A 19,845-nucleotide genomic window follows, 5' to 3' on the forward strand; every position below is an offset into this window, starting at 1 on the left:
CCAGATATCGCCGAATGACAAGCTCGGCGCAGCCTCGGACCTTATCGCTACCACTGGAATACGATCGCTTCATCGAAGAGCAGGTCGCGGCTGGCACCTATGCAGACGTCGGTGCGGTGGTGATGGCGGCGTTGTCGGCGCTGCGTGCCAAAGAGGAGCCGCAACGCGACCACGCTTTGGCGGAATGGCCCCGTGGCGGCGGGGCCTGTGGCGATCTGGTGCGCGCACGGGACTGGAGCAAGACGTCGTTGGGTCCGGTCGACGACTGGTCCGTGGAGCTTCGGACGACCGTCGCGAACATCCTGAATTCCCCGGTCGCCAAGGTGCTGATGTGGGGACCGGATCACATCATGCTGTACAACGATCCGTATTGCACGATCGCGGGGGATCGCCATCCCGCTGCGTTTGGCAGCCCGGTGGCACGTGCCTTCCCGGACGTTTGGGACTGGAACCGGCCGATCCTGGAAGCGGGGCTGCGCGGGGAACTCCGTTCCTACAGCAACCAGCCGGTCGTGTTTGACCGCGCGACCGGCCCGCAGACGCTGACCCTCGACATGTTCTACACGCCTGTATTTGATTCGACCGGCAATCCGGGCGGGGTCATGTGCACGATCGTCGACAACAGCGCGCGCGCAGACGTCGAGCGGCGCGTTGCTGCCAGCGCCGCCGAATTGCGACGGATCACCGACGCGGTGCCGATGCTCGTTTCCTATGTGGACCGCGACCACATCTACCGTTTCGCCAATGGGTGCTACCGCGACTGGCTGGGCGTCGACCCCGAAGCGATGATCGGCACGTCGGTCGCGACCGTCTTGGGACCGACGCAATATGCTTCACGGCGTCCGTGGATCGACCGGGCGCTCGGGGGCGAGCAGCTGTCGTCCGAAACGATGCTGGTCCACCGCGACGGACGCGAGCGGCGTAGCGAGATCCGCTACATCCCCCATATCGAGCCGGACGGGTCGATCCCCGGCGTCCATATCCTGGCCATCGACGTCGAGGAGCGGGCGGATCGCGAGGCTGCCCTGGCGCTCAGCAACGGTCGTTTCCGCACCGCGATGGATGCGACCCACGGTGTGCTGTGGACCAACAGTCCCGACGGTCGGATGATCGGTGAACAGCCGGGCTGGGCCGCCCTGACCTGCCAGACTTTCGAAGCCTACCAGGGCTTTGGCTGGGCCAGCGCCGTCCATCCAGAGGACGCTGCGCCCACGACCGACGCTTGGCTGCAAGCGGTCGCGACCAAGTCGATGTTTGTGTTCGAACACCGCGTCCGGCATCATTCGGGCGTGTGGCGCACGTTCGCCGTCCGCGCACTCCCCCTGCTGGACGAAGCAGGCGAGATCCGGGAATGGGTCGGGGTCCATACTGACATCACGCACCAGCGTTCCGCCGAAGCCGCATTGCGCGCGCAGGCGGAGAAGCTGGCGCGGGAGGCAGGGCATCGCAAGCGGGCCGAGGATCAGTTGCGCCTGCTCAACGAAGATCTCGAAGCGCGGGTCATCGCGGAAATCAGCGAGCGGCGGCAGGCCGAGGCCAAGCTCGCGCAGTCACAGAAGATGGAAACGGTCGGCAAGCTGACCGGCGGCGTGGCCCATGACTTCAACAACCTGCTGCAGGTCGTCTCGGGCAACCTCCAGCTGCTGGCGAAGGACATTGCGGGCAACGATCGTGCCGAACGCAGGGTTGCCAATGCCATGGCCGGCGTGTCGCGCGGCGCAAAGCTTGCCGCGCAGTTGCTGGCATTCGGCCGGCGCCAGGCGCTGGAGCCGAAGGTCGTCGATGTTACTCGGTTCGTACGCGGCATGGACGACATGCTGCGCCGCGCGATCGGCGAGGGGATCGAGGTCGAGACGATCGTCGGGGGCGGGCTGTGGAATACCTTCATCGACCCGGCACAGGTCGAGAACGCCCTGCTCAACCTGGCGATCAACGCCCGCGACGCGATGGAGGGCCAAGGCAAGCTGACGATCGAACTGGGCAATGCGCATCTCGATGACGCTTACGCGCGGACCCATGACGAAGTGGTGCCGGGGCAATATGTCATGCTGGCGGTTTCGGATACCGGCAGCGGCATGCCGCCAGAGGTCATCGAGAAGGTGTTCGAGCCGTTCTTCTCGACCAAGAGCGAAGGCAAGGGATCCGGGCTCGGCCTGTCGATGGTCTATGGCTTCGTCAAGCAATCGGGAGGGCACGTCAAAATCTATTCGGAGGTTGGCGAAGGCACCACGATCAAGCTGTATCTCCCGCGCTCGATGGAGTCGGAGGACGTCGAGGTGGTGACCGACACCGGACCGATCGTTGGTGGCAGCGAGACCGTGCTGGTCGTCGAGGACGATGCCGAGGTCCGCGACACCGTGGTCGAAATCCTGTCCGACCTCGGGTACAGCGTGCTCAAGGCGGTCGACGCCGCTAGCGGGCTCAGCGTGATCGAGAGCGGGATCGCCATCGACATGCTGTTTACCGACGTGGTGATGCCGGGAACCATGAAAAGCCCGGAGCTTGCCCGCAAGGCACGCGAACGGCTCCCGAACATCGCGGTGCTGTTCACTTCGGGCTACACCGAGAATTCGATCGTTCACGGCGGCAAACTCGACGCCGGGATCGAACTGTTGTCGAAACCCTATACGCGGGAGGCGCTCGCCCGAAAGTTCAAGCACGTCCTCGCCAACCAGCGCCAGCGCAAGGCCGGCGCAACCACCGGCACCCCTGCCCCGTCAGTCGTCACCCCCGTCGCCGCCCCTGTCATCGCCCCCGTGCCGATGATGAAGCGCGGCACGATCCTGCTGGTCGAAGACGATGGCATGATCCGCATGAATACCGCAGAGATGTTGCAGCAGAGCGGTTTCGTCGTGGTCGATGCGGCAAGTGCGGAGGAGGCGATGGCCGCCTTGCAGACGGTCCCGATCGACGCCCTGGTAACGGACGTCAATCTCCCTGGCCTGTCCGGACCGGAACTTGCCAGCAAGGCACGCGAACTGCGACCCGACGTGGGGATCGTCTTCGCCACCGGCGATACTGCCGCGGCCAATACAGACGCGGGAGCAGTCCTGCTCAGCAAGCCATATGATGCGACAGATCTCGTTGCGGCCGTCGATCAGGCGCTTGGGCGGAAGGACGAGGAGGCATCGGTATCCGCTCAAGCGGCACCGGTCGCGGACGAATAATCAACGCCACGATAGTCCTTGGCCCGATCTCGTGAGACGATTGCCAGCGGTCCGGCGTTCACCGGGCATGCTGGTCTTTATCGATTTCGAAGCCTCGTCGCTCGCCAAGAAGAGCTATCCGATCGAGGTCGGCTGGGTATTCGAGGACGGGCGGTCCCACGGGTGCCTGATCCGTCCGGCCCCGGACTGGACCGACTGGAATCCGGCGGCAGAAGCGATCCATCACATCGCGCGGCACACGCTGGTCGCGGACGGCACGCCGCACGACTTGGTCGCCGCGAAGATGGTTGCGGATCTTTCCGGCCACGACCTGGTGGCAAGCGCGCCGTCCTGGGACGGGAAGTGGCTGAGTGCGCTGCTCCGCGCGGCGGGTATAGACCGACGCAGTTTGCGGTTACGCGCCAGTGAAGATGCCCGCCGCGAAACCGCAACCGCGATCCTGGCGCCGCATGTGCCAGCGGGCGCGCTGACGGATCGTGTCGAGGACGTGCTGACCCTCGCGCAAATTCGGGAACCCGCCCATGTTCCGGCGCATCGCGCGTTGGCCGATGCCCAGGAAGAACGGGGACGGTGGTGTGCGGTCCGCACCGCAGCCCTTCGCGCGGCGGAGCGTCTGCAAAATGACCGCTGACCGGTCCGCCGCCGCTCCGGATTACCCCGTAACGCCCGACGGACGTTATTTCGTCGTCCGCGGGAGGCTATGGCGACGCAGCAATCCCGCGCTGGCAGCGGATGTTCGGACGGCGCTCGTCAAGGAACTGATGGACGCCCGCCGCGCGGTGGGTGTGGCGCTGCGATCCGGAGACGGCGCCGGAGAGACCCAGGCACGCCGGCAAGTGGACCAGGCAAAGCACGCCCTCGGCGAACGTGGCCCCGTCTGGTGGGAGGACGGCGCCCCCGACCTCAACCGACACATGGCGCGCAACACACCGTACGCGAGTTGGTTCGCAACGCTCGACCGCTAGTTCCTGATCGGCACGATTACCGCATGCGGGGCGTTACCCTAGCCGCGACAGGCCCCGGCGAGATGCGCTGCCCGTTGCTCCAGCCGGATCCGCATCGCACCTTTTGGGGTCACGCCGGACATTTGCGCCTGCCCGGCAAATCCCGCCAGATCATAGGTTCCCGAGCGGGATACCTTCAGCGGCGCTCCCTGTTTCTGCGGGCAACTCAGCACCTGGGTAAAGCGGCCCTTGTCGATCTGGACGCTGTCGACGTGACAGTGCGCTTTGGGGTCCGGCGCAAGAAGCGCGGCGACCCCAGCCTTCGCCTGCTCGGCCGAAACGCATTTATGCTCGGCCTTCGACCGGCCTTTCATCATCCGCAGCAAGAAGCCTGGCGCGCCGGGAATATCGAGGTCGGTCGCCGTCGAGACGACGTCCCACCGCCCGGGCGCGATCGACTGCGCGGACGAAATCCCCGGAACCACAAGGGCGAGCAACAGGAGCGATTTCCACATTCCATCACTGTGCCGGGCGCGCTGCGGTCACGCAAGCCTCTCTTCGGAATGGCAAAATTGCCCGACCAAGGGCTCCACGGTCGCAACGAAAGGCGGGATGGCATCATGCCGGTTCCGGGAGGGTATGCCGCTCACTCACGTCGCATCGCCGGATCGGGCAGCAGAGCGGCGGCTCCAATATGCCCGCCTCGCGTTTAGCCATCGACGAGATGTGCAAGAGGATGTTCCGCCATGGACCCGACCGATCGCCCCGACCGCCGGCAAGTGTTTCAAGCTGCCGGTATAGGCGCAACCGCGCTGCTTTTAGGATCACGTGCGACGGCGCAAACTTTCGTCCCGCCCAGCCCGGTCGATGTCGGTCGGGTCGAAAACGGCAAGGTGACGTTTCCCGCCTGGCGCAACGCCGCGGACACGCCTTCTCCGCCACCCCCCACCCCGCTCCCACCTGGGGAACGGGTCGGCTTCGCGATCGTCGGCCTCGGCCGCCTCGCGCTCGAGGAGATCCTGCCCGCATTCGCCATGTCGCTCAAGGCAAAACCCGTTGCGCTGGTATCCGGCTCGCCGGACAAATTGCACGCGGTCGCACGGCAATATGGGATCAAGCCCGAGGCTTGCTACAGCTACGCGGATTTCGACCGCATCCGGGATAATCCGGAGGTCAAGGTCGTCTACATCGTGCTGCCCAACGCGATGCATCGCCTTTACTGTGAACGCGCGGCGAAAGCAGGCAAGCACGTCCTGACGGAAAAGCCGATGTCGATATCGTCACAGGATGGGCAAGCCATGGTCGATGCCTGCAGCAAGGCCGGCGTGAAGCTGATGGTGGCCTATCGCATCCAGTACGAGCCGTACAATCGCCGCGCCATGCAACTGGTTCGCAGCGGCAAATATGGCAAGTTGCTCGCCTATCACGGGGTCAACACGCAGACCGTCGCGCAGGACGGTCACGAACAGTGGCGGCACAAGAAGGCGATGGCCGGGGGTGGATCGCTGTTCGACATCGGGCTCTATTGCCTGAACACCGCACGCTTCATCACCGGCGAGGAACCGATCGAGATCTTCGCTACCAGCTATTCTCCCCCTGGCGATCCACGGTTTGCCGAAGTCGAGGAAACCGTGTCCTTCACGCTGCGGTTTCCATCCCATACCATCGCCAACTGCTTCACCAGTTACGGCGGCCGCGACGATAAATACCAGCGGCTGAACCTGGAAACCGCCGCGATGGATATGGCCAACAGCTATCAATATACCGGCCAGCGGCTCGTCATCATCGGACGCGAAGGCGACGCGACCAGCACCGACGCTCTGACACTATCCCCCAAGAATCAGTTTGCGGCCGAAATCGATCATATGGCCGATTGCGTACTGACCGGCGGCACGCCCCATACTCCCGGGGAAGAAGGCGTGCAGGACCACCGGTTGATGGAAGCGATTTACGAGAGTGCCCGAACCGGGCGGCCGGTGCGGTTGCCAGCCCGGCAAGGGCTGGACCTGTTTCGACATCCGGCATTGCAGGAGGCATGAGGGGGGCCGGCCGGCCCCTTTCTCTGCTTCAGAATTTGGCGATCAGCGTCACGCCGCCAATCATCAATGCAGCGCCGAGGAAGCGCATCGGGTTCATGGCATGCTGTTCCATGCGCAACAGCCCGAAATGATCGATCGCCAGGCTCGCAAGAATATTGGCCGTGATCGTGATGCCGTTGACCGGCCCGGCCCCGAGCTTCTGGATCAGCAGGAACCCCGCGAAGACCGCAACCGCGCCCACGATGCCACCGAGCGGTGCCCACCACGGCATGGACGCGAGATCCCCGACCGTGGGCAAGGGCCGCGGCATACAGGCAAATAGGGCAGACGTCAGGAAGAGCACCAGCATGAACGAAATGGAAGTCGCCAGCCACGGGTTCACCAGCGACTTATTGAGCTGGCCGCCCATGGCGGCCCCGGCGGCTTGCAAGATACCGGCGGCGAAAATGAAGGGATAGGCCCAGGCAGCATTCATGATCGTCTCCTTTTTCAACGGGGGAATGGAATATCGAGGCAAGGGTATTCCGCGCGCAGCCCCGCGCCCGCTGCAGGAAGGCTCACGCGCGAGGCCCGCCGCATGGCGGCAACCGCGAACACGGCGCAGATCCGGCGTTGCGTCCGATGCCGGCATCACCAACGTCGCCCGTTCTTGTTGGGGCCGAGTTGCGTTCCCGCAATCCCGTGTTCGGGCCATGGTCCCACGGAGTGGATGTCGCGTCCGGGTGCAACCGGAACGCCGCGGCGGGGAATGTCGTCGACATCCCGCACGAGCACGGACACGCTGTCCTGGTCCGTACCACACGCCACGGTCAATCGGTGGAGCCCCGCCGGAAGCGTGACGGCCACGCGAACCAGTCCGGCCTCGTCAGGACCGGTCATCGCCCACTCCATGTCGGCGAAGCGCAGCGACGCGGGCTGGTCGGTGTGACCATAAACCTTGGCTACGATCTCTACCGTACCCGGGCGAGGCACCTGTTGCGGGTCGGCCGGGCGCGTGACCATGCGATAGTCCGCCGGCGCCACGATCTGGACGAAGGGCCACGGCGACCCCAACGTCTTGAACCGCCAGCTCGGTACGCGGTCGTGGACGGTGACGATCGCATAACCGGGCTGGCCGTCATCCTCCTCGATCTGGCCGGTCGAGCGGGTCGCGCCATAAACGACCCGGCCATCGTTGAGCAGTTCGTTGTAATGCGTGTGCCCGGTATCGACAAAGGCGACGCGCGCGTCTGCCAATGTCCGCGCGATGACGTCTCCGTCTGCGGCAAGGTCGCCGGGATAGCCGTGCATGAAGACGATCGGGGTCTGGCGATCCGCCTCGGCGCGCGCCAGTTCCTCGAACAGGCGGTTGCGATGGTGCATCGTCAGTCGGAAGTCCGGGCCGCCCGCGCCCGCCGAAATCATGTCCAGGAAGATGCACCGGTGCCCGGCGATGACTTCCACTTCCGGACGATTGGCCGCGGGAAAGGCCGCTTCGTAATGCGCGAGATCCCCGGGTTCGAAATCGTGGTCACCCGCGATCGCCCGCCAGGGAAGACCCAGCGGTTCCAGCGCTTCCAGGATATGCGCATATTGCGCCGGCGTCGCGTGATTCGCATTGTCTCCCGGCAGGAAGACGAAGTCTGCCGCGGCACCGACCCACGTGTTGATCTCCGCGACCGTCGCTTGCAACCGGGTCTTGCTCAGCAAGCCGTCGGCTTCGTCCATATGCAAATCGCCGACATGCACCCAGGTGACGGTTTTGCTCATGCCGATTCACCGTTGCCGCAGCCTGCATACGCGAGGCGCGCCCCGGGCGGGAAGATGGGGTCGACGACGGCATGGGACGATATCGCGGCTCTTGCCATCACACTCACTCTTTACGCTTGTAGATCAATGCAGTCCGGCGCCCGATTGGCAGGGCAGACCTCTATGCGCTGGCCTGTCGCCGTGGCGTGAACGGTCTGGTTCAGTTTCGGTTCAGCACAAAAGACGGCGGTCGGTCACCGGACATTCGTATTACCAACGGTTCGTCGCTTTGCCGGAGAGGGGTTTGGGCGCATCATGTCTCTAAGGGGATCAGAGAGGCGAGAAATACGCCCGCACGTATCCGCACAGGGGAGGATGCTACGGAAAGGTGGCCAGAAGGGGAGCTTGCACGTCGCCGCCACATGGCCGTTTGGGTGGCGCGCGAAATCATGCCGCACGAGGGCCGGGTTCGCGCCTGGTTCCAGCGCGCGCGCCTTTCGCCGGAGGATATCGACGACGTGATTCAGGAAGCCTACTGTCGCATCGCAATGCTGAAGGCGGTCGATCATATCGACAGCCCGGCAGCCTATTTCTTTTCCATCGCGCGCAATCTCTTGCTGCGCCGGCTCAAACGGCAACGAATCGTGTCGTTCGAGGCGTTCGCCGAGATTGAAGCATATCGCGACGATGCGACGCCTTCCCCGGAGGAACAGGCGGGAAGCCATCTGGCATATGACAGGATGATGGAACTGATCGCCAACCTCCCGGCGCGTTGTCGACGGATCGTCGAGTTGCGCAAGATCGAGGGCTGGTCGCATCGCGAGATCGCAGACCATCTCGGAATGACCGAAAAGGCGGTCGAGAAGCAGATCTGGGTCGGCGTGCGCGCGGTGCGCGACGCCTGGAACCTCGCCGAGCGCCGCGCCGGCATGCGGCTGGACCTTGCCGAACACGGAGCGCGAAGCCAGCGATGACCGGGCCGTTCGAAACGATCGAGGACGAAGCGGCCAGCTGGGTCGCGCGGATGGACTCGGGCCGCTGGGATGCGACGGACGAGGCTGCGCTTGCTGCGTGGCTGGCACTGGACGCGACCCGCGCCGGGCTGTTGTTGCGGACCCAGGCCGCGTGGGCGGCGGCCGACCTGGCGTTGATCCCCGCCGGATCCGCAGCGACGTGCGATGATCTGCCCGCGGTCGTCCGGCCGTTCTGGCGACGGCGCAACGTTCTCGCCGGCCTTGCCGCAACGATCGTCGCCGGGGTGATCGGCACGACCAGGATCTTCGCACCCGAGACGCGCTACGTTACCAATCTCGGCGAGATCCGCCGCGTGCCACTCGCCGACGGGTCGACCATGACGATCAATTCGGCCAGCGCGCTGACCGTTCGGATCGACGCGCACACACGTCAGATTGCGCTGGTGCAGGGCGAAGCATGGTTCGAGGTGGCGCATGACCCCGCGCGACCGTTCGTGGTAACCGCAGCGGGCGTCACGGCACAAGCGCTCGGCACCGCCTTTTCAGTGCGCGTACGCACGACCGGGGTCGAGATCCTGGTTACGGACGGCACGGTCGAGACGCGCCACGCAGATACCGCCAAGGTCATCCCCGCGACCCGCCTGATTGCAGGGCAACGCGCGTTCGTCGATGCGCAGGCGGCGGTCCGGTTGGAGGCCGATCGGGCATCCGCGGTGGATCGTGCGCTGGCATGGCGCGGCGGCATGATCGATCTCGAGGGGGATACGCTCGCCACCGCCGCCGAAGAATTCAATCGCTACAATGCGCGCAAGATCGTCGTGTCCGATCCGCAGCTCGCTGGCGAGAAACTCGATGGCGTATTCCGCATCAACGACCCCGAAGGGTTTGCGCTCGCGGTGAAAGTCAGTCTGAACGCCACGGTCGTAGACGCCGCTCCCGACACGATCCGCATTACACGCTGACGACCCGCCGCGAACAGCCGGTCGATTGCGGAAATAATTTGGAAGGTTTGCTCCCGGCCGCGTCTCATGGGGGAATACAGACACAAACGATCTGTTGAAAACAGGCTTTAGGGGGGGATACCAGATGGTCGGGATTTCGATCCGTCACGCGCTCTATACATCGACGGCACTGCTGTGTGTGGCTGCTACACCCGCATTTGCGCAGGCCAAGCAGTTTGCGGTCGACGCGCAATCCGCCGAGACCGCGATCGGACTGCTCGGTCGTCAGGGCGACGTGCAGATCATTGCCGCGCGCAAGGTCACGCAGGACAAGCGTACGCACGCCGTCCATGGCGACATGAGCGTGTCGGACGCACTTACCCAACTGCTCGAAGGGACAGGGCTGGTCGCCCGACTGATCGGCCCGCACACCTATGCCGTCGTGCCGCAGGCGCCCGCCACGGCGCGGCTCGGCACCGTGCCGGCGGCGATGGTGACGGTCCGCGCACCGCAGGAGGATCGCCCAGCACCAGCGGCGGCGGCCGTGCAGGATCCTGCCCCGACGGATGCCCCGGCCCCGCAGGCCGACGGCGGATCCGACATCGTCGTGGTCGGGTTGCGCGCCAGCCTGAGCAACGCGCGTGGGATCAAGCGGAGCGCCTCCGGAATCGTCGATGCGATATCGACCCAGGATATCGGCAAGCTGCCCGACACCAACCTCGCGGAATCGCTCCAACGCATCACCGGCGTCTCGATCGACCGGTCGGGCGGTGAAGGCGCGTTCATCACGGTGCGCGGGTTCGGACCCGAATTCAACACGGTGTTGATCAACGGCCGCCAGCTCGCGACGCCGACCGATCCGAGCCAGGCATCGGGCCGCGCCTTTTCGTTCGACACGCTCGCCTCCGAACTCGTCGCGGGAGTCGAGGTCTACAAATCGTCGACCGCGCGCTACCAGTCGGGTGGGGTCGGCTCGACCGTCAACATCAAGACCGCGCGCCCGTTCGATTACAAGGGCTTCAAACTGTTCGCGGCGGCCGACGGCAATTACGATGGCAACGCCGAGAAGGGCGCGCCCGACGCGTCCTTCCTGCTCAGTGACACCTTCGGCGACGGCCGCTTCGGCGTCTTGCTGAGCGGCAGCTACCAGCATCGCTTCACCAAGTTGAACGAGGCGCAGACCGATGGCTGGCTCGTCAATCCCGGTGTTCCGACCGCGCAGGTGAATGGCGGCCGCGGAACGGTCAGCAGCTCGAACCCGCAGGGCAATCTCTTCATCCCGCAGAATTTCGACTCGCGCGTCACGAGGGAAGATCGCGAGCGGATCGGCGGCACGCTGGTACTGCAATATCGCCCGAGCGACGACCTGACCGTAACCGCGGACGGGCTCTACACCCGTTTCACCAACACCACCGACGCGCGCTCCTACGGCCATTGGTTCACTGCATCGAACCTGACCGGCGTGACCACCGACGCCAACGGCACCGCGACCGATCTCACCCAGTCCAGCGGCATCGCGAGCGATTTCCACGACAAGAAGTTCGACAAGCGCACCAACACCTATGCGGTCGGGCTCAACGCGGAATATAAGATCACGCCACAGCTTTCGGTCAGCGTCGACGGCACCTGGTCGGTCGCGAAGGAAGAGCCGAATGGCGGCCGGCAGGCGTATCTCGCGCTGCTCGGCTATCTCACAGGATCGGAACGCTATCGGTCCGACGGATCGACGCTGCCGTATACCGTCGAGACGTTGCCAAGCTTCGCCACACCCGCCAGCCCGTGCGGGTCGGCAGTCAGCAATTCCGGCACGCCCGCGAGTGGCAACACGGTCGGGGCCGGGCAGCCGCTATGCCAGCACGTCATGCTGCTCCGGGGCTTTGGCATAAAGGACGAGGTCGGCCAGGTGCGCACCGACTTCAGCTACAAGAGCGATGATGCCGAAGGTCTGATCAAGGCCAGTTGGGGTGGCTATTACTCGCACGATCGCAAGGACACCTCGCTCTATTCGAACGACGGCGGGACCGGCTGCACGACCTGTGGCTACAACCTGCCGGCACCATCGGGGGTGCCGATCTCGGTGTTCGATGCCGGCAGCGGGTTCCTGTCGGGGGTCAGCGGGTCGAACCGGCTGCCGACCCAGTGGCAGACCTTCGACGGCGATGCCCTGTTCGCCGCCATCACGCAGCAGCAGCGCGCGACCAACCTCAATTTCACCTTCGCGCCACCGCTGGTCAACGACACCGTGGTCACCGAGCGCGTGCTTGGCGGCTACCTCGAGACAGAGTTCCGCGGCGCGCTGGCAGATCGGCCTTTCTCGTTGGTCGCAGGCGTACGGGTCGAGAATACCGCGACCAACGTCAACGGTCTGGCGACGGCCTACACCGCGCTGGTGACGCTCGCCAACGACCAGACGCAATATGGCTCCGCCTCATCGGGCACGACGCGCACGGTCGGCCATGCCAGCTATACCGACATCCTGCCCAACCTCGCGTTCCGCTGGGACCTGACCGACAAGCTCACCGCACGCTTTGCCACTTCGCAGACGATCACACGGCCGACGCTCGAGCAATTGTCGCCCGTGACGACGCTGGTGACGCTGCGCCCGGGGAATTTCGCCGCAAGCCGCGGGAATGCTGATCTGAAGCCGTTCAAGTCGAACAATCTCGATCTATCGCTCGAATATTATTTCGGCCAGTCGAACTACATTCCGCTCGGCGGCTATTTCAAGAACGTCAACGACTTCATCGTGCTCAACCAGACCAGCGGCCCGGTCCTCAACGCGACCGGCGGCCCGCTGCTCGATCCGGTGACGAACCTGCCCGCGCAATTCACGATCACCGCGCCGGTCAACGGGCAGAGCGCAACGGTAACCGGCCTCGAAGCGGCGTGGCAGCAAAACCTGTGGGACACCGGCTTCGGTTTCCAGATCAACGGGACGCTGGTCCACTCCAATCGCAAGCTCAACCCACAGGACCTGACCAACAAGTTCGCGCTGACCGGGCTCTCGAACTCGGCCAACGCCGTGCTGTTCTACGACAAGCACGGGATCGAGGCGCGTGTCGCGTATAACTGGCGCGACCATTTCCTCCAGTATCTGGCACCCCCGCCCCTCAACGGCGCAGGTCAGGCGGTCACCCAGGTTCGTGCCTATTCGCAGGTCGACGCGAGCCTGATCTATCGCATCAACAAACATGTCTCGGTCTTCTTCGAAGCGGTCAACCTGACCAATTCGAAGGCGCTGAAATACGCCTATTACACCAGCCAGTTCCTCTACGCCGAAGACACCGGGCGCCGCTTCAAGAGCGGCGTGCGCGTCAACTTCTGATGCGGCCATCGTACTGTGACCGGACCGGGCTTTCTTCGCGCCCGGTCCCATGTCATCGTCTCCCGCGATGACCGACATGAACACACCCGTCTCCTCCGTGTGCATCCTCGGCGGCGGGTCGGCCGGGTGGCTGACCGCCGCGTTGATCGCCGCGCGGCACTGCACGCCGGACGGCAGCGGGCTCAGCGTCACGCTGGTCGAAAGCCGCCGGATCGGGATCGTCGGGGTTGGCGAAGGGACCTGGCCGACGATGCGCAACACGCTGCGCAAAGTCGGCGTTTCGGAAACCGATTTCCTCCGCTTCTGCAACGCGTCGTTCAAGCAGGGCGCGAAATTCGCGGGATGGCGGACGCAATCGCCGGACGATTTTTACTACCACCCGCTCGTCCTGCCCGAAGGCTTCCCGTCGCTCGACCTCGCCCCCTATTGGAACGCGCAGATGCGAGACGATCCCGCGACGGCCTCCTTCTCGGATGCGGTCTGTTTCCAGGAGGCGCTGTGCGAGCGCGACCTGGCGCCCAAGCTGATCACCTCGCCGGAATTTGGCGGCCTCGCCAATTACGCTTATCACCTCGACGCGGTCCGCTTCGCCGACTTCATGGCGGAGCATTGCGTGACGAAGCTCGGTGTCCGGCACGTCGTCGACGAGGTGATCGCGGTGGAGCAAGCGGACGATGGCGACATCGCCGCCGTCGTCACCCGCGAACACGGCGCGATCACCGCGGATCTGTTCGTCGATTGCAGCGGCTTCTCGTCCTTGCTGCTGGGCGAGACGCTGGGCGTGCCGTTCCGCGATTGCAACGACGTCCTGTTCATTGATCGCGCGCTCGCGGTGCAGGTGCCCTATAACGATGCGGGCGCGCCGATCGTTTCCCATACCGTCTCGACCGGGCAGAAGCACGGCTGGATCTGGGATATCGGCCTGCAGAACCGGCGCAGGGTTGGCTATGTCTATTCGAGCGCCTACGCCGCCGGGAGTTCGGTCGAGGCGGAGCTCGCCGCCTATGTCGGCCCCGCGTTCGACCGCCTGTCGCCGCGCGAGATCACGATCCGCTCGGGGCATCGCGAGACCTTCTGGAAGCGCAATTGCGTCGCGGTCGGGTTGGCGGCGGGGTTCCTCGAACCGCTCGAGGCGTCCGCGCTCGTACTGATCGAACTGTCGGCGGACTATATCGCGGCGTCGATGCCCGCGACGCGCAGCGCGATGGAGATCGTCGCGCGGCGCTTCAACACGATGACGCTGTATCGCTGGGAACGGATCATCGAATTCCTCAAGCTGCATTACATGCTGAGCGAACGCGACGACACCGCCTTCTGGCGTGATAATCGCGACCCCGCGACGATCCCGCAGGCGTTGCAGGACCAGCTCGAACTGTGGCGTCACGCGCCTCCAGGCGAGCAGGACTTTTCGAGCGCGCACGAGATGTTCCCGGCCGCGAGCTATCAATATGTGCTGTACGGCATGGGCTTTCGCACGGATCCGCGGTTCGCGGCGGCAACGCTTCGCGACCCGGATGCCGCGCGCGATGCGTTCGATCGCACCACCGCGCTCAAGCGACGGTTGGCCGCGACCATGCCAACCAACCGTGCGCTGCTCGATACGCTCGCTCAGCACCGCTTCCAGCCGGTTTGACGCGCGCCGCGACCCGTTTCGTTCCAAGGAAAGACCTGCCGTGAACCTGGTGCAACTGTCGCGCGAACATCATGCCGGTCTGCGGATCGATCCGTCCCGGGCGGCGGCGACGGCGGCTACGGTGCATCTCGTCCGGATCGTCCGCAGCGAGATCCGCAAGGCCGCCGCCCATTATCCCCTGTTCTTCGTCAAGGACGGCGAAACCGGCCAATTTCACCTTGCCGCGCTGATGGGCCTCGAACCGCACGAGAACCTGTATTGGGACGGCAGCACGCTCGACACGGGCTATGTCCCGCTCAACATCCGGCGCCAGCCTTTCTACATCGGGGGCGAGGACGCGATGGCAGGGGTGATCTGCGTCGATCTCGAAAGCCCCGCGCTCGATCCGGCGGGCACCTGCGCGATCGTCGAGGCCGACGGCAGCGACAGCCGCTATATTGCGCAGGTGCAAGCGATGCTCGGCGAACTCGCACGGGGGCAGGAACCAACGCAGGCACTGATCGCGCTGGCGGTATCGCTCAAGCTGGTAATCGAGATCACGCTCGACGTCGCCTTCGACAATGGAACGCACTGCACACCGTCGGGGCTCTATGGCATCGATCAGCGCGCGCTTTCGCGGCAGCATGGGATGCTGGCCGACTTCGACCTGGCGCTCGATCTTGCGGCGATCCTCCTGTCGCTGGAGCAGGTCGCCGGTCTGGTGCGGCGCAAGAACCGCCGGATCGCGGACGAAGCGGCGTGGTTCGCCCCCGGCGTTCAACCGGCAGGACGCGCTGGGTGATCGCTCACCCCGTTCGGCTCATGGGGCAGGAAGCGGTACCGCTCTACGTCATCGACGCCGCGCATCCACAGCCCGAAACCCTGCAGACCGCGATCGCCACGCAGCCGTTCCAGCGAGATGCGGGCGATTATTATCCCGGCGTCCGCGCGCCGGCACCCGCAGGCTACGCCGCATGGCTCGAGCAGGTCGCGCTGGCGACCGACGCCACGCGCAAACTGACCGTCGTGCGCGCCACCTTTGCCATCGCGATCGATGATCCCGCCGGGCTCGCGCCGATCCAGCGGATCCCGCACTTCGACACAACGGACCCCAAGATGATGGCGGCAGTCCATTATCTGTGCGAGCCGCCGCATTGCGGAACCGGCTTCTACCGCCACCGCGGCACGGGCTATGAACGAATCGACGCCAGCCGCGCATCCGCATGGCGGCAGGGACTGACGCGCGACCGTAATCTGTACGGTCTGCCGGAAGCGCAGTACCCCGATGAGCGCACCGCCGGGTTCGACCGCATCGGGCATGCCGACCTGCGATTCAATCGGCTGATCCTGTACCCCGCGAACTGCCTGCATGCCGGTGATCTTGGGGCGACTGCTCGCGACGGACCCATGCGGTCGCAGCGATGGACCCTGACGGCGCTGTTGCAGGCGTGAGGCCGAATGCCGTCTCGCGGATTTTCGAACCCCAGGAATGCCGCTGGAGAAACCGGCCGAGGTCACGGCAGCACGTGACCGAGGCATAGCCGCTGGCGGCCTCCAACGCCTTCCATCGACCCAACGCGATCGTCACGGTTGCGACCGCGATGGTCTGTTCCGAAAGGATAGCGCCCGGTGAATGCCTGCCAAGACCCGGCTGCGTCACCCACCGCAGCCGGTCAACCGTTCCCAATTGCGATGCGCAAATCCCTCGCGCGTGGCATCGTCCAGCGCGCTGTCCTCGAGGAACCGGCGCGGCGCCCCGCCTTCGCGATACTGATAGGGAAAGTCGGTGGAGAACAGCAGTCGCTCCGGCCCGACGATCTCGAGACAGCGCTGCAGATAGGTTTCGCTCCACATGCCGCTGCCGGTCACATACAGATTGTCGCGCGCATAGGCAGCGAGCGGACGTTGCAGGTCGAGCGCGCGCTCGAAGACGGACGAAATCCGTTCCAGATAGAACAGCACCACCTCTCCCCAATGGCCGAGGATGATCTGCAGATCGGGAAGTTCGTCAAACACGCCCGCCGCCGCCATGCGGACCCATTGCAGCCCGGCCTCATAATGCCAGCCGAGCCCGAAGGCGGCGAGCGCGAGGTCGGCGCGCGGGCTGATCCCGGCATAGTTCGCGTCCCGTACCGCAGGGAGCGGGGTCTGCGGATGGATGAACAGCGGCACGCGCAGTTCGGCGGCCTTGGCCAGCATCGGGCGGAAGGCGGGATGGTCGAGGTGCCGGTCGCGCGTCCGGCCGCACAGGAGCGCGCCCTTCAGCCCCAGGTCGCGGACCGCGCGCTCGAGCTCGCGCGGCGCGGCCTCCGGATCGGGTGTCGGCAGCGCCGCGAAACCCTGGAAGCGGTCGGGGTGGCGCGTGCAGGCCTCCGCGATCCGGTCGTTGACACGGCACGCCAGGTCGACCGCGACATCGGGCGCCAGATTGTGGAGCCCGGGCGTGGTGAGCGACAGGACCTGCACGTCGACCCCCTGTTCGTCCATCAGCGCGAGGCGCCCTTCGCCGAAATCGGCCAGGCGGGCGCCATTCTCGCCGCCGTCCGCAAAGGCGGACACCGGATCATGCGGCAGCGGCGCGGCGCTCCACGCGTCGCGCACCTCTTGCGGGAGGACATGTTCTTCGATCGCGATCAGGCGCATGGATCTGCTTTCCGGACGGAGAGACGGGCACGATCCGCTAGCCATACCGGCTGAAGTCCGCCGTGTGTACCGCCGCCCGGTCGGTCACCGTGCGATAACTATAGTCCGCGCAATCGCGAAACGTCGCTACGCTGAACGTGCGTGCCGACCGCCGGAGGCTGCCCCTAGACGGGCCGTCGGAAGAGATTCCGGCACGGTGGACGATCCATTCCAGATCGTTCGCCTCGGTCGCGAGGAACGCCGTAACTGCCTCGTTGTCGCGGTGCTGCCCGATATACGATCGCGCCAGCGTATTGCGGGGCAGCCACACCGCGGGCGAGAGATCGCCATCACGCGGTCGGCTCAATCCCCCGCCTGATACAGGATCCGCCGGACGCCCTACCGGCGCATCACGGGGACGAGCCGCCGTACGAACGCGGTGTCGATCCACATGTGCCGCCGCAACGCCTGGTCGCCGAGCATCACGACGATCTGGTCGCCCCCCGCCACCAGCGCGTCGTGGCGCGCACGGTATTGAGTACCGGCCACGCTCTGGGAAAGACGCGAGGGAACAGCAGGGCCAGCGTGACGGCCGTATAGCCGACCGTCCCCGCCACGAGCAGCGGCGCGGCGGCTTGGCCCGCGAAGCGCGCCGCCACGGCGGCGATCAACGGGATGGCCTGGAGCGCATGAATGCCGCAGAAATGGGCAAGGCGCAGCCGGAGACCCGTCCGGCGACGTTCGTCCGGCGTCATCCGAGCGCCGCGCGCGGCCGCCTCGGCCAGCGCCAGGCTGTTGCGCGCCATGCCAACGCCGGTCAACGCGCCCAGCACAAGGGTCAGCACCAGCCCCGCGATAATCGCCGCGACCATCACGGGCGTTGCGTCGACGCGCGGGCGCGCCGCGATCTCCCAGGCAAGCGGCAGCAGCAGGCCGACGAACGGGACCGTCAGCACGCCCATCCCCACTGAAATCGCGCCGTCGAGCGGGGTCGCGCGATTGAAATGCGACCGGCGTCCGCGCACGGCCTGGGCCGCGATGCACAGAAACTCGAGCGCAACGCTGACCAGCAGCCCCCAGACGATTAGCCGGATCAGGCCCGACCCGAGCCGCTCGGGGCGGACATAAGTCAGCATCCATCCGATGGTCAGCAGGTAGACCGCGATCGACAGCGCGAACTTGGTTGGCTTGAGCGCGACCCGTTCGCGCCCGATCGTGCGCCGGTCTAGCAGCATCCACACCGCGCCCAGCGGAACCAGCGCCAGCATCGCGAGGCCGACCAGCGTCACCGCCCCGACCGGGTCGAGCAGCGAAACGGAAATATGCGTCATGGTCTGTGCCCCTGATGATCCGCTGGCTCAGATGGAGCGGATGTACTGGACCTGCTATCCTCGATCGGCCGTAATGCTGTAGCGATCGTCCATGAAGACCGCCGATCCGCTTTCTGACGTGCTGCAGGTGCTGCGTCCGCGCGCTTATGGCTTTCGCGGCCTCGATATTGGCAGGGACTGGGCGCTGTGCCTGCCGCCGCAACCGGTGGTGCGCTGCTATGCCCTGCGTCTGGGCGCGTGCGGCTTGTGGATCGACGGTGCCCCGCCGGTCCGGCTGGTGGAGGGCGACTTCGTGTTGGTGCCGCATGGGCAAGGGCTGACCATGGGCAGTCGCCCCGATGCGCCGCGAGTCGACCTGAACCGCTTCTTCACCACCGCGTCGGGCGATACGGCGGTGTTCGGGGACAGCCGAGAGTGCAGCGGTCTGGGCGGCTATTTCGAAATGGCGGGGTCGGCGACCGACTCCTTGTTGCGCGCGCTGCCGCCCGTGGTGCGGCTGGGGGCGGGGGCGGACGCGTCGGGGCTGGTGTGGCTGGTCGACCGCCTGATGGCCGAGCTGCGGACGCCGCGCCCGGGCGGGCGGCTCATCGCCGAGCATCTGTCGCAGACTCTTCTGGTCGAGGCGCTGCGACTGCATCTCGCGAGCACGGAGCAGCGCAGCGGAACCTGGCTGGCGGCGCTCGCCGATCCACAGCTCGCGCGCGCAATCGAAGCGATCCACGCCGACCCGGGCGCGCGCTGGACGCTGGAAGCGCTGGCGAAACGCGCGGGCCTGTCGCGGTCGGGCTTTGCGCAACGGTTTGCCGAAACGTGCGGAGAGCCGGCGATCGCCTATCTGGCGCGTTGGCGGATGGTGCTTGCCACCGACCGGCTCGCGCGTGGAGTGCCGATCGCGAGCGTCGCCCGTGATTTGGGCTATGGTTCCGAAAGTGCATTCGGCGCGGCGTTCCGCCGGATCACGGGAGTGTCGCCGGGCCAGCTTCGCAAGGCGTGAACGGTCCTCGCGTCACTGCAGGTCGCGCTCCCGACCGTGCTAGCACCACCCGTCCCGGTCGTTTCACCTTGCCGGCCTGGCATCGGCAACGTCCGACGGTTCGCCCCAGTTCGCGGGCAGGCGCATGGCTGCCGTCCAATAGGGATGAGCCCGTTGATTGAACGTCGA

The 19,845-nt window shown here is 65.7% G+C and carries 17 protein-coding genes; 11 read left to right on the forward strand and 6 right to left on the reverse strand.

The genetic code is table 11. The features are described 5' to 3' along the window. The first annotated feature begins 14 nt into the window (after positions 1–14). From L8G49_RS20340 to L8G49_RS20350, 3 genes are all read left to right on the forward strand, one after another. Entirely contained in the window at positions 15–3,167 is a 3,153-nt protein-coding gene (locus tag L8G49_RS20340) for a PAS domain-containing protein (RefSeq protein ID WP_242187767.1), read from the forward strand. A gap of 67 nt (positions 3,168–3,234) precedes the next feature. After that, positions 3,235–3,798, forward strand: a complete 564-nt coding sequence (locus L8G49_RS20345) for a transcriptional regulator (protein ID WP_242187768.1) — start codon at positions 3,235–3,237, stop codon at positions 3,796–3,798. Further along, the gene (locus tag L8G49_RS20350; protein WP_242187769.1) at positions 3,788–4,132 is read left to right on the forward strand and encodes a hypothetical protein; all 345 of its coding nucleotides are present in this window, start codon (positions 3,788–3,790) and stop codon (positions 4,130–4,132) included. The genes L8G49_RS20345 and L8G49_RS20350 overlap by 11 nt, the downstream gene beginning before the upstream one ends. Positions 4,133–4,170: 38 nt before the next feature. Here L8G49_RS20350 and L8G49_RS20355 read toward each other — a convergent pair whose 3' ends face one another. Next, the gene (locus L8G49_RS20355; RefSeq protein WP_242187770.1) at positions 4,171–4,626 is read right to left on the reverse strand and encodes a DUF3617 family protein; all 456 of its coding nucleotides are present in this window, start codon (positions 4,624–4,626) and stop codon (positions 4,171–4,173) included. 231 nt (positions 4,627–4,857) lie between these two features. On the opposite strand from L8G49_RS20355, the gene L8G49_RS20360 reads away from it, so the two are divergent. Next, positions 4,858–6,150, forward strand: coding sequence for a Gfo/Idh/MocA family oxidoreductase (locus L8G49_RS20360; protein WP_242187771.1), 1,293 nt, complete (start codon positions 4,858–4,860; stop codon positions 6,148–6,150). Positions 6,151–6,178: 28 nt separating this feature from the next. Here L8G49_RS20360 and L8G49_RS20365 read toward each other — a convergent pair whose 3' ends face one another. Both L8G49_RS20365 and L8G49_RS20370 read right to left on the reverse strand, forming a co-directional pair. After that, the gene (locus L8G49_RS20365) at positions 6,179–6,625 is read right to left on the reverse strand and encodes a DMT family transporter (RefSeq protein ID WP_242187772.1); all 447 of its coding nucleotides are present in this window, start codon (positions 6,623–6,625) and stop codon (positions 6,179–6,181) included. A 155-nt stretch (positions 6,626–6,780) separates the two neighbouring features. Further along, positions 6,781–7,899, reverse strand: coding sequence for a metallophosphoesterase (locus L8G49_RS20370; RefSeq protein ID WP_242187773.1), 1,119 nt, complete (start codon positions 7,897–7,899; stop codon positions 6,781–6,783). A gap of 185 nt (positions 7,900–8,084) precedes the next feature. Here L8G49_RS20370 and L8G49_RS20375 point away from each other — a divergent pair, with 185 nt between their 5' ends. From L8G49_RS20375 to L8G49_RS20400, 6 genes are all read left to right on the forward strand, one after another. Further along, on the forward strand, positions 8,085–8,852 hold the full coding sequence (locus L8G49_RS20375; RefSeq protein ID WP_242187779.1) for a sigma-70 family RNA polymerase sigma factor: 768 nt from the start codon (positions 8,085–8,087) through the stop codon (positions 8,850–8,852). Further along, positions 8,849–9,814 carry a FecR domain-containing protein gene (locus L8G49_RS20380; RefSeq protein WP_242140341.1) on the forward strand — a complete coding sequence of 322 codons (966 nt, stop codon included), beginning with the start codon at positions 8,849–8,851 and terminating at the stop codon, positions 9,812–9,814. The genes L8G49_RS20375 and L8G49_RS20380 overlap by 4 nt, the downstream gene beginning before the upstream one ends. Positions 9,815–9,938: 124 nt before the next feature. After that, complete coding sequence (locus L8G49_RS20385; RefSeq protein WP_242187781.1) at positions 9,939–13,118, forward strand: TonB-dependent receptor; 3,180 nt, start codon at positions 9,939–9,941, stop codon at positions 13,116–13,118. A 67-nt stretch (positions 13,119–13,185) separates the two neighbouring features. After that, positions 13,186–14,751, forward strand: a complete 1,566-nt coding sequence (locus L8G49_RS20390) for a tryptophan halogenase family protein (RefSeq protein WP_242187783.1) — start codon at positions 13,186–13,188, stop codon at positions 14,749–14,751. 40 nt (positions 14,752–14,791) lie between these two features. Continuing rightward, positions 14,792–15,532, forward strand: a complete 741-nt coding sequence (locus tag L8G49_RS20395; RefSeq protein ID WP_242140338.1) for a SapC family protein — start codon at positions 14,792–14,794, stop codon at positions 15,530–15,532. Further along, entirely contained in the window at positions 15,529–16,182 is a 654-nt protein-coding gene (locus L8G49_RS20400) for a DUF6445 family protein (protein WP_242187784.1), read from the forward strand. The genes L8G49_RS20395 and L8G49_RS20400 overlap by 4 nt, the downstream gene beginning before the upstream one ends. 204 nt (positions 16,183–16,386) lie before the next feature. Here the strand turns inward: L8G49_RS20400 and L8G49_RS20405 are convergent, their stop codons facing one another. The 3 genes from L8G49_RS20405 to L8G49_RS20415 all read right to left on the reverse strand — a co-directional run bounded on the left by L8G49_RS20405 (position 16,387) and on the right by L8G49_RS20415 (position 18,683). Continuing rightward, positions 16,387–17,373 (reverse strand): amidohydrolase family protein, encoded by a 987-nt coding sequence (locus tag L8G49_RS20405; RefSeq protein WP_242187785.1) that lies wholly within the window; start codon positions 17,371–17,373, stop codon positions 16,387–16,389. A gap of 37 nt (positions 17,374–17,410) precedes the next feature. Then, positions 17,411–17,719 (reverse strand): hypothetical protein, encoded by a 309-nt coding sequence (locus L8G49_RS20410; RefSeq protein WP_242187787.1) that lies wholly within the window; start codon positions 17,717–17,719, stop codon positions 17,411–17,413. A gap of 115 nt (positions 17,720–17,834) precedes the next feature. Further along, the gene (locus L8G49_RS20415) at positions 17,835–18,683 is read right to left on the reverse strand and encodes a hypothetical protein (protein ID WP_242187789.1); all 849 of its coding nucleotides are present in this window, start codon (positions 18,681–18,683) and stop codon (positions 17,835–17,837) included. Positions 18,684–18,774: 91 nt separating this feature from the next. On the opposite strand from L8G49_RS20415, the gene L8G49_RS20420 reads away from it, so the two are divergent. Further along, entirely contained in the window at positions 18,775–19,677 is a 903-nt protein-coding gene (locus L8G49_RS20420; RefSeq protein ID WP_242187791.1) for an AraC family transcriptional regulator, read from the forward strand. Positions 19,678–19,845 lie beyond the last annotated feature (168 nt).

This window comes from Sphingomonas sp. CARO-RG-8B-R24-01 (assembly GCF_022662295.1).
Taxonomy (GTDB): Bacteria; Pseudomonadota; Alphaproteobacteria; order Sphingomonadales; family Sphingomonadaceae; genus Sphingomonas.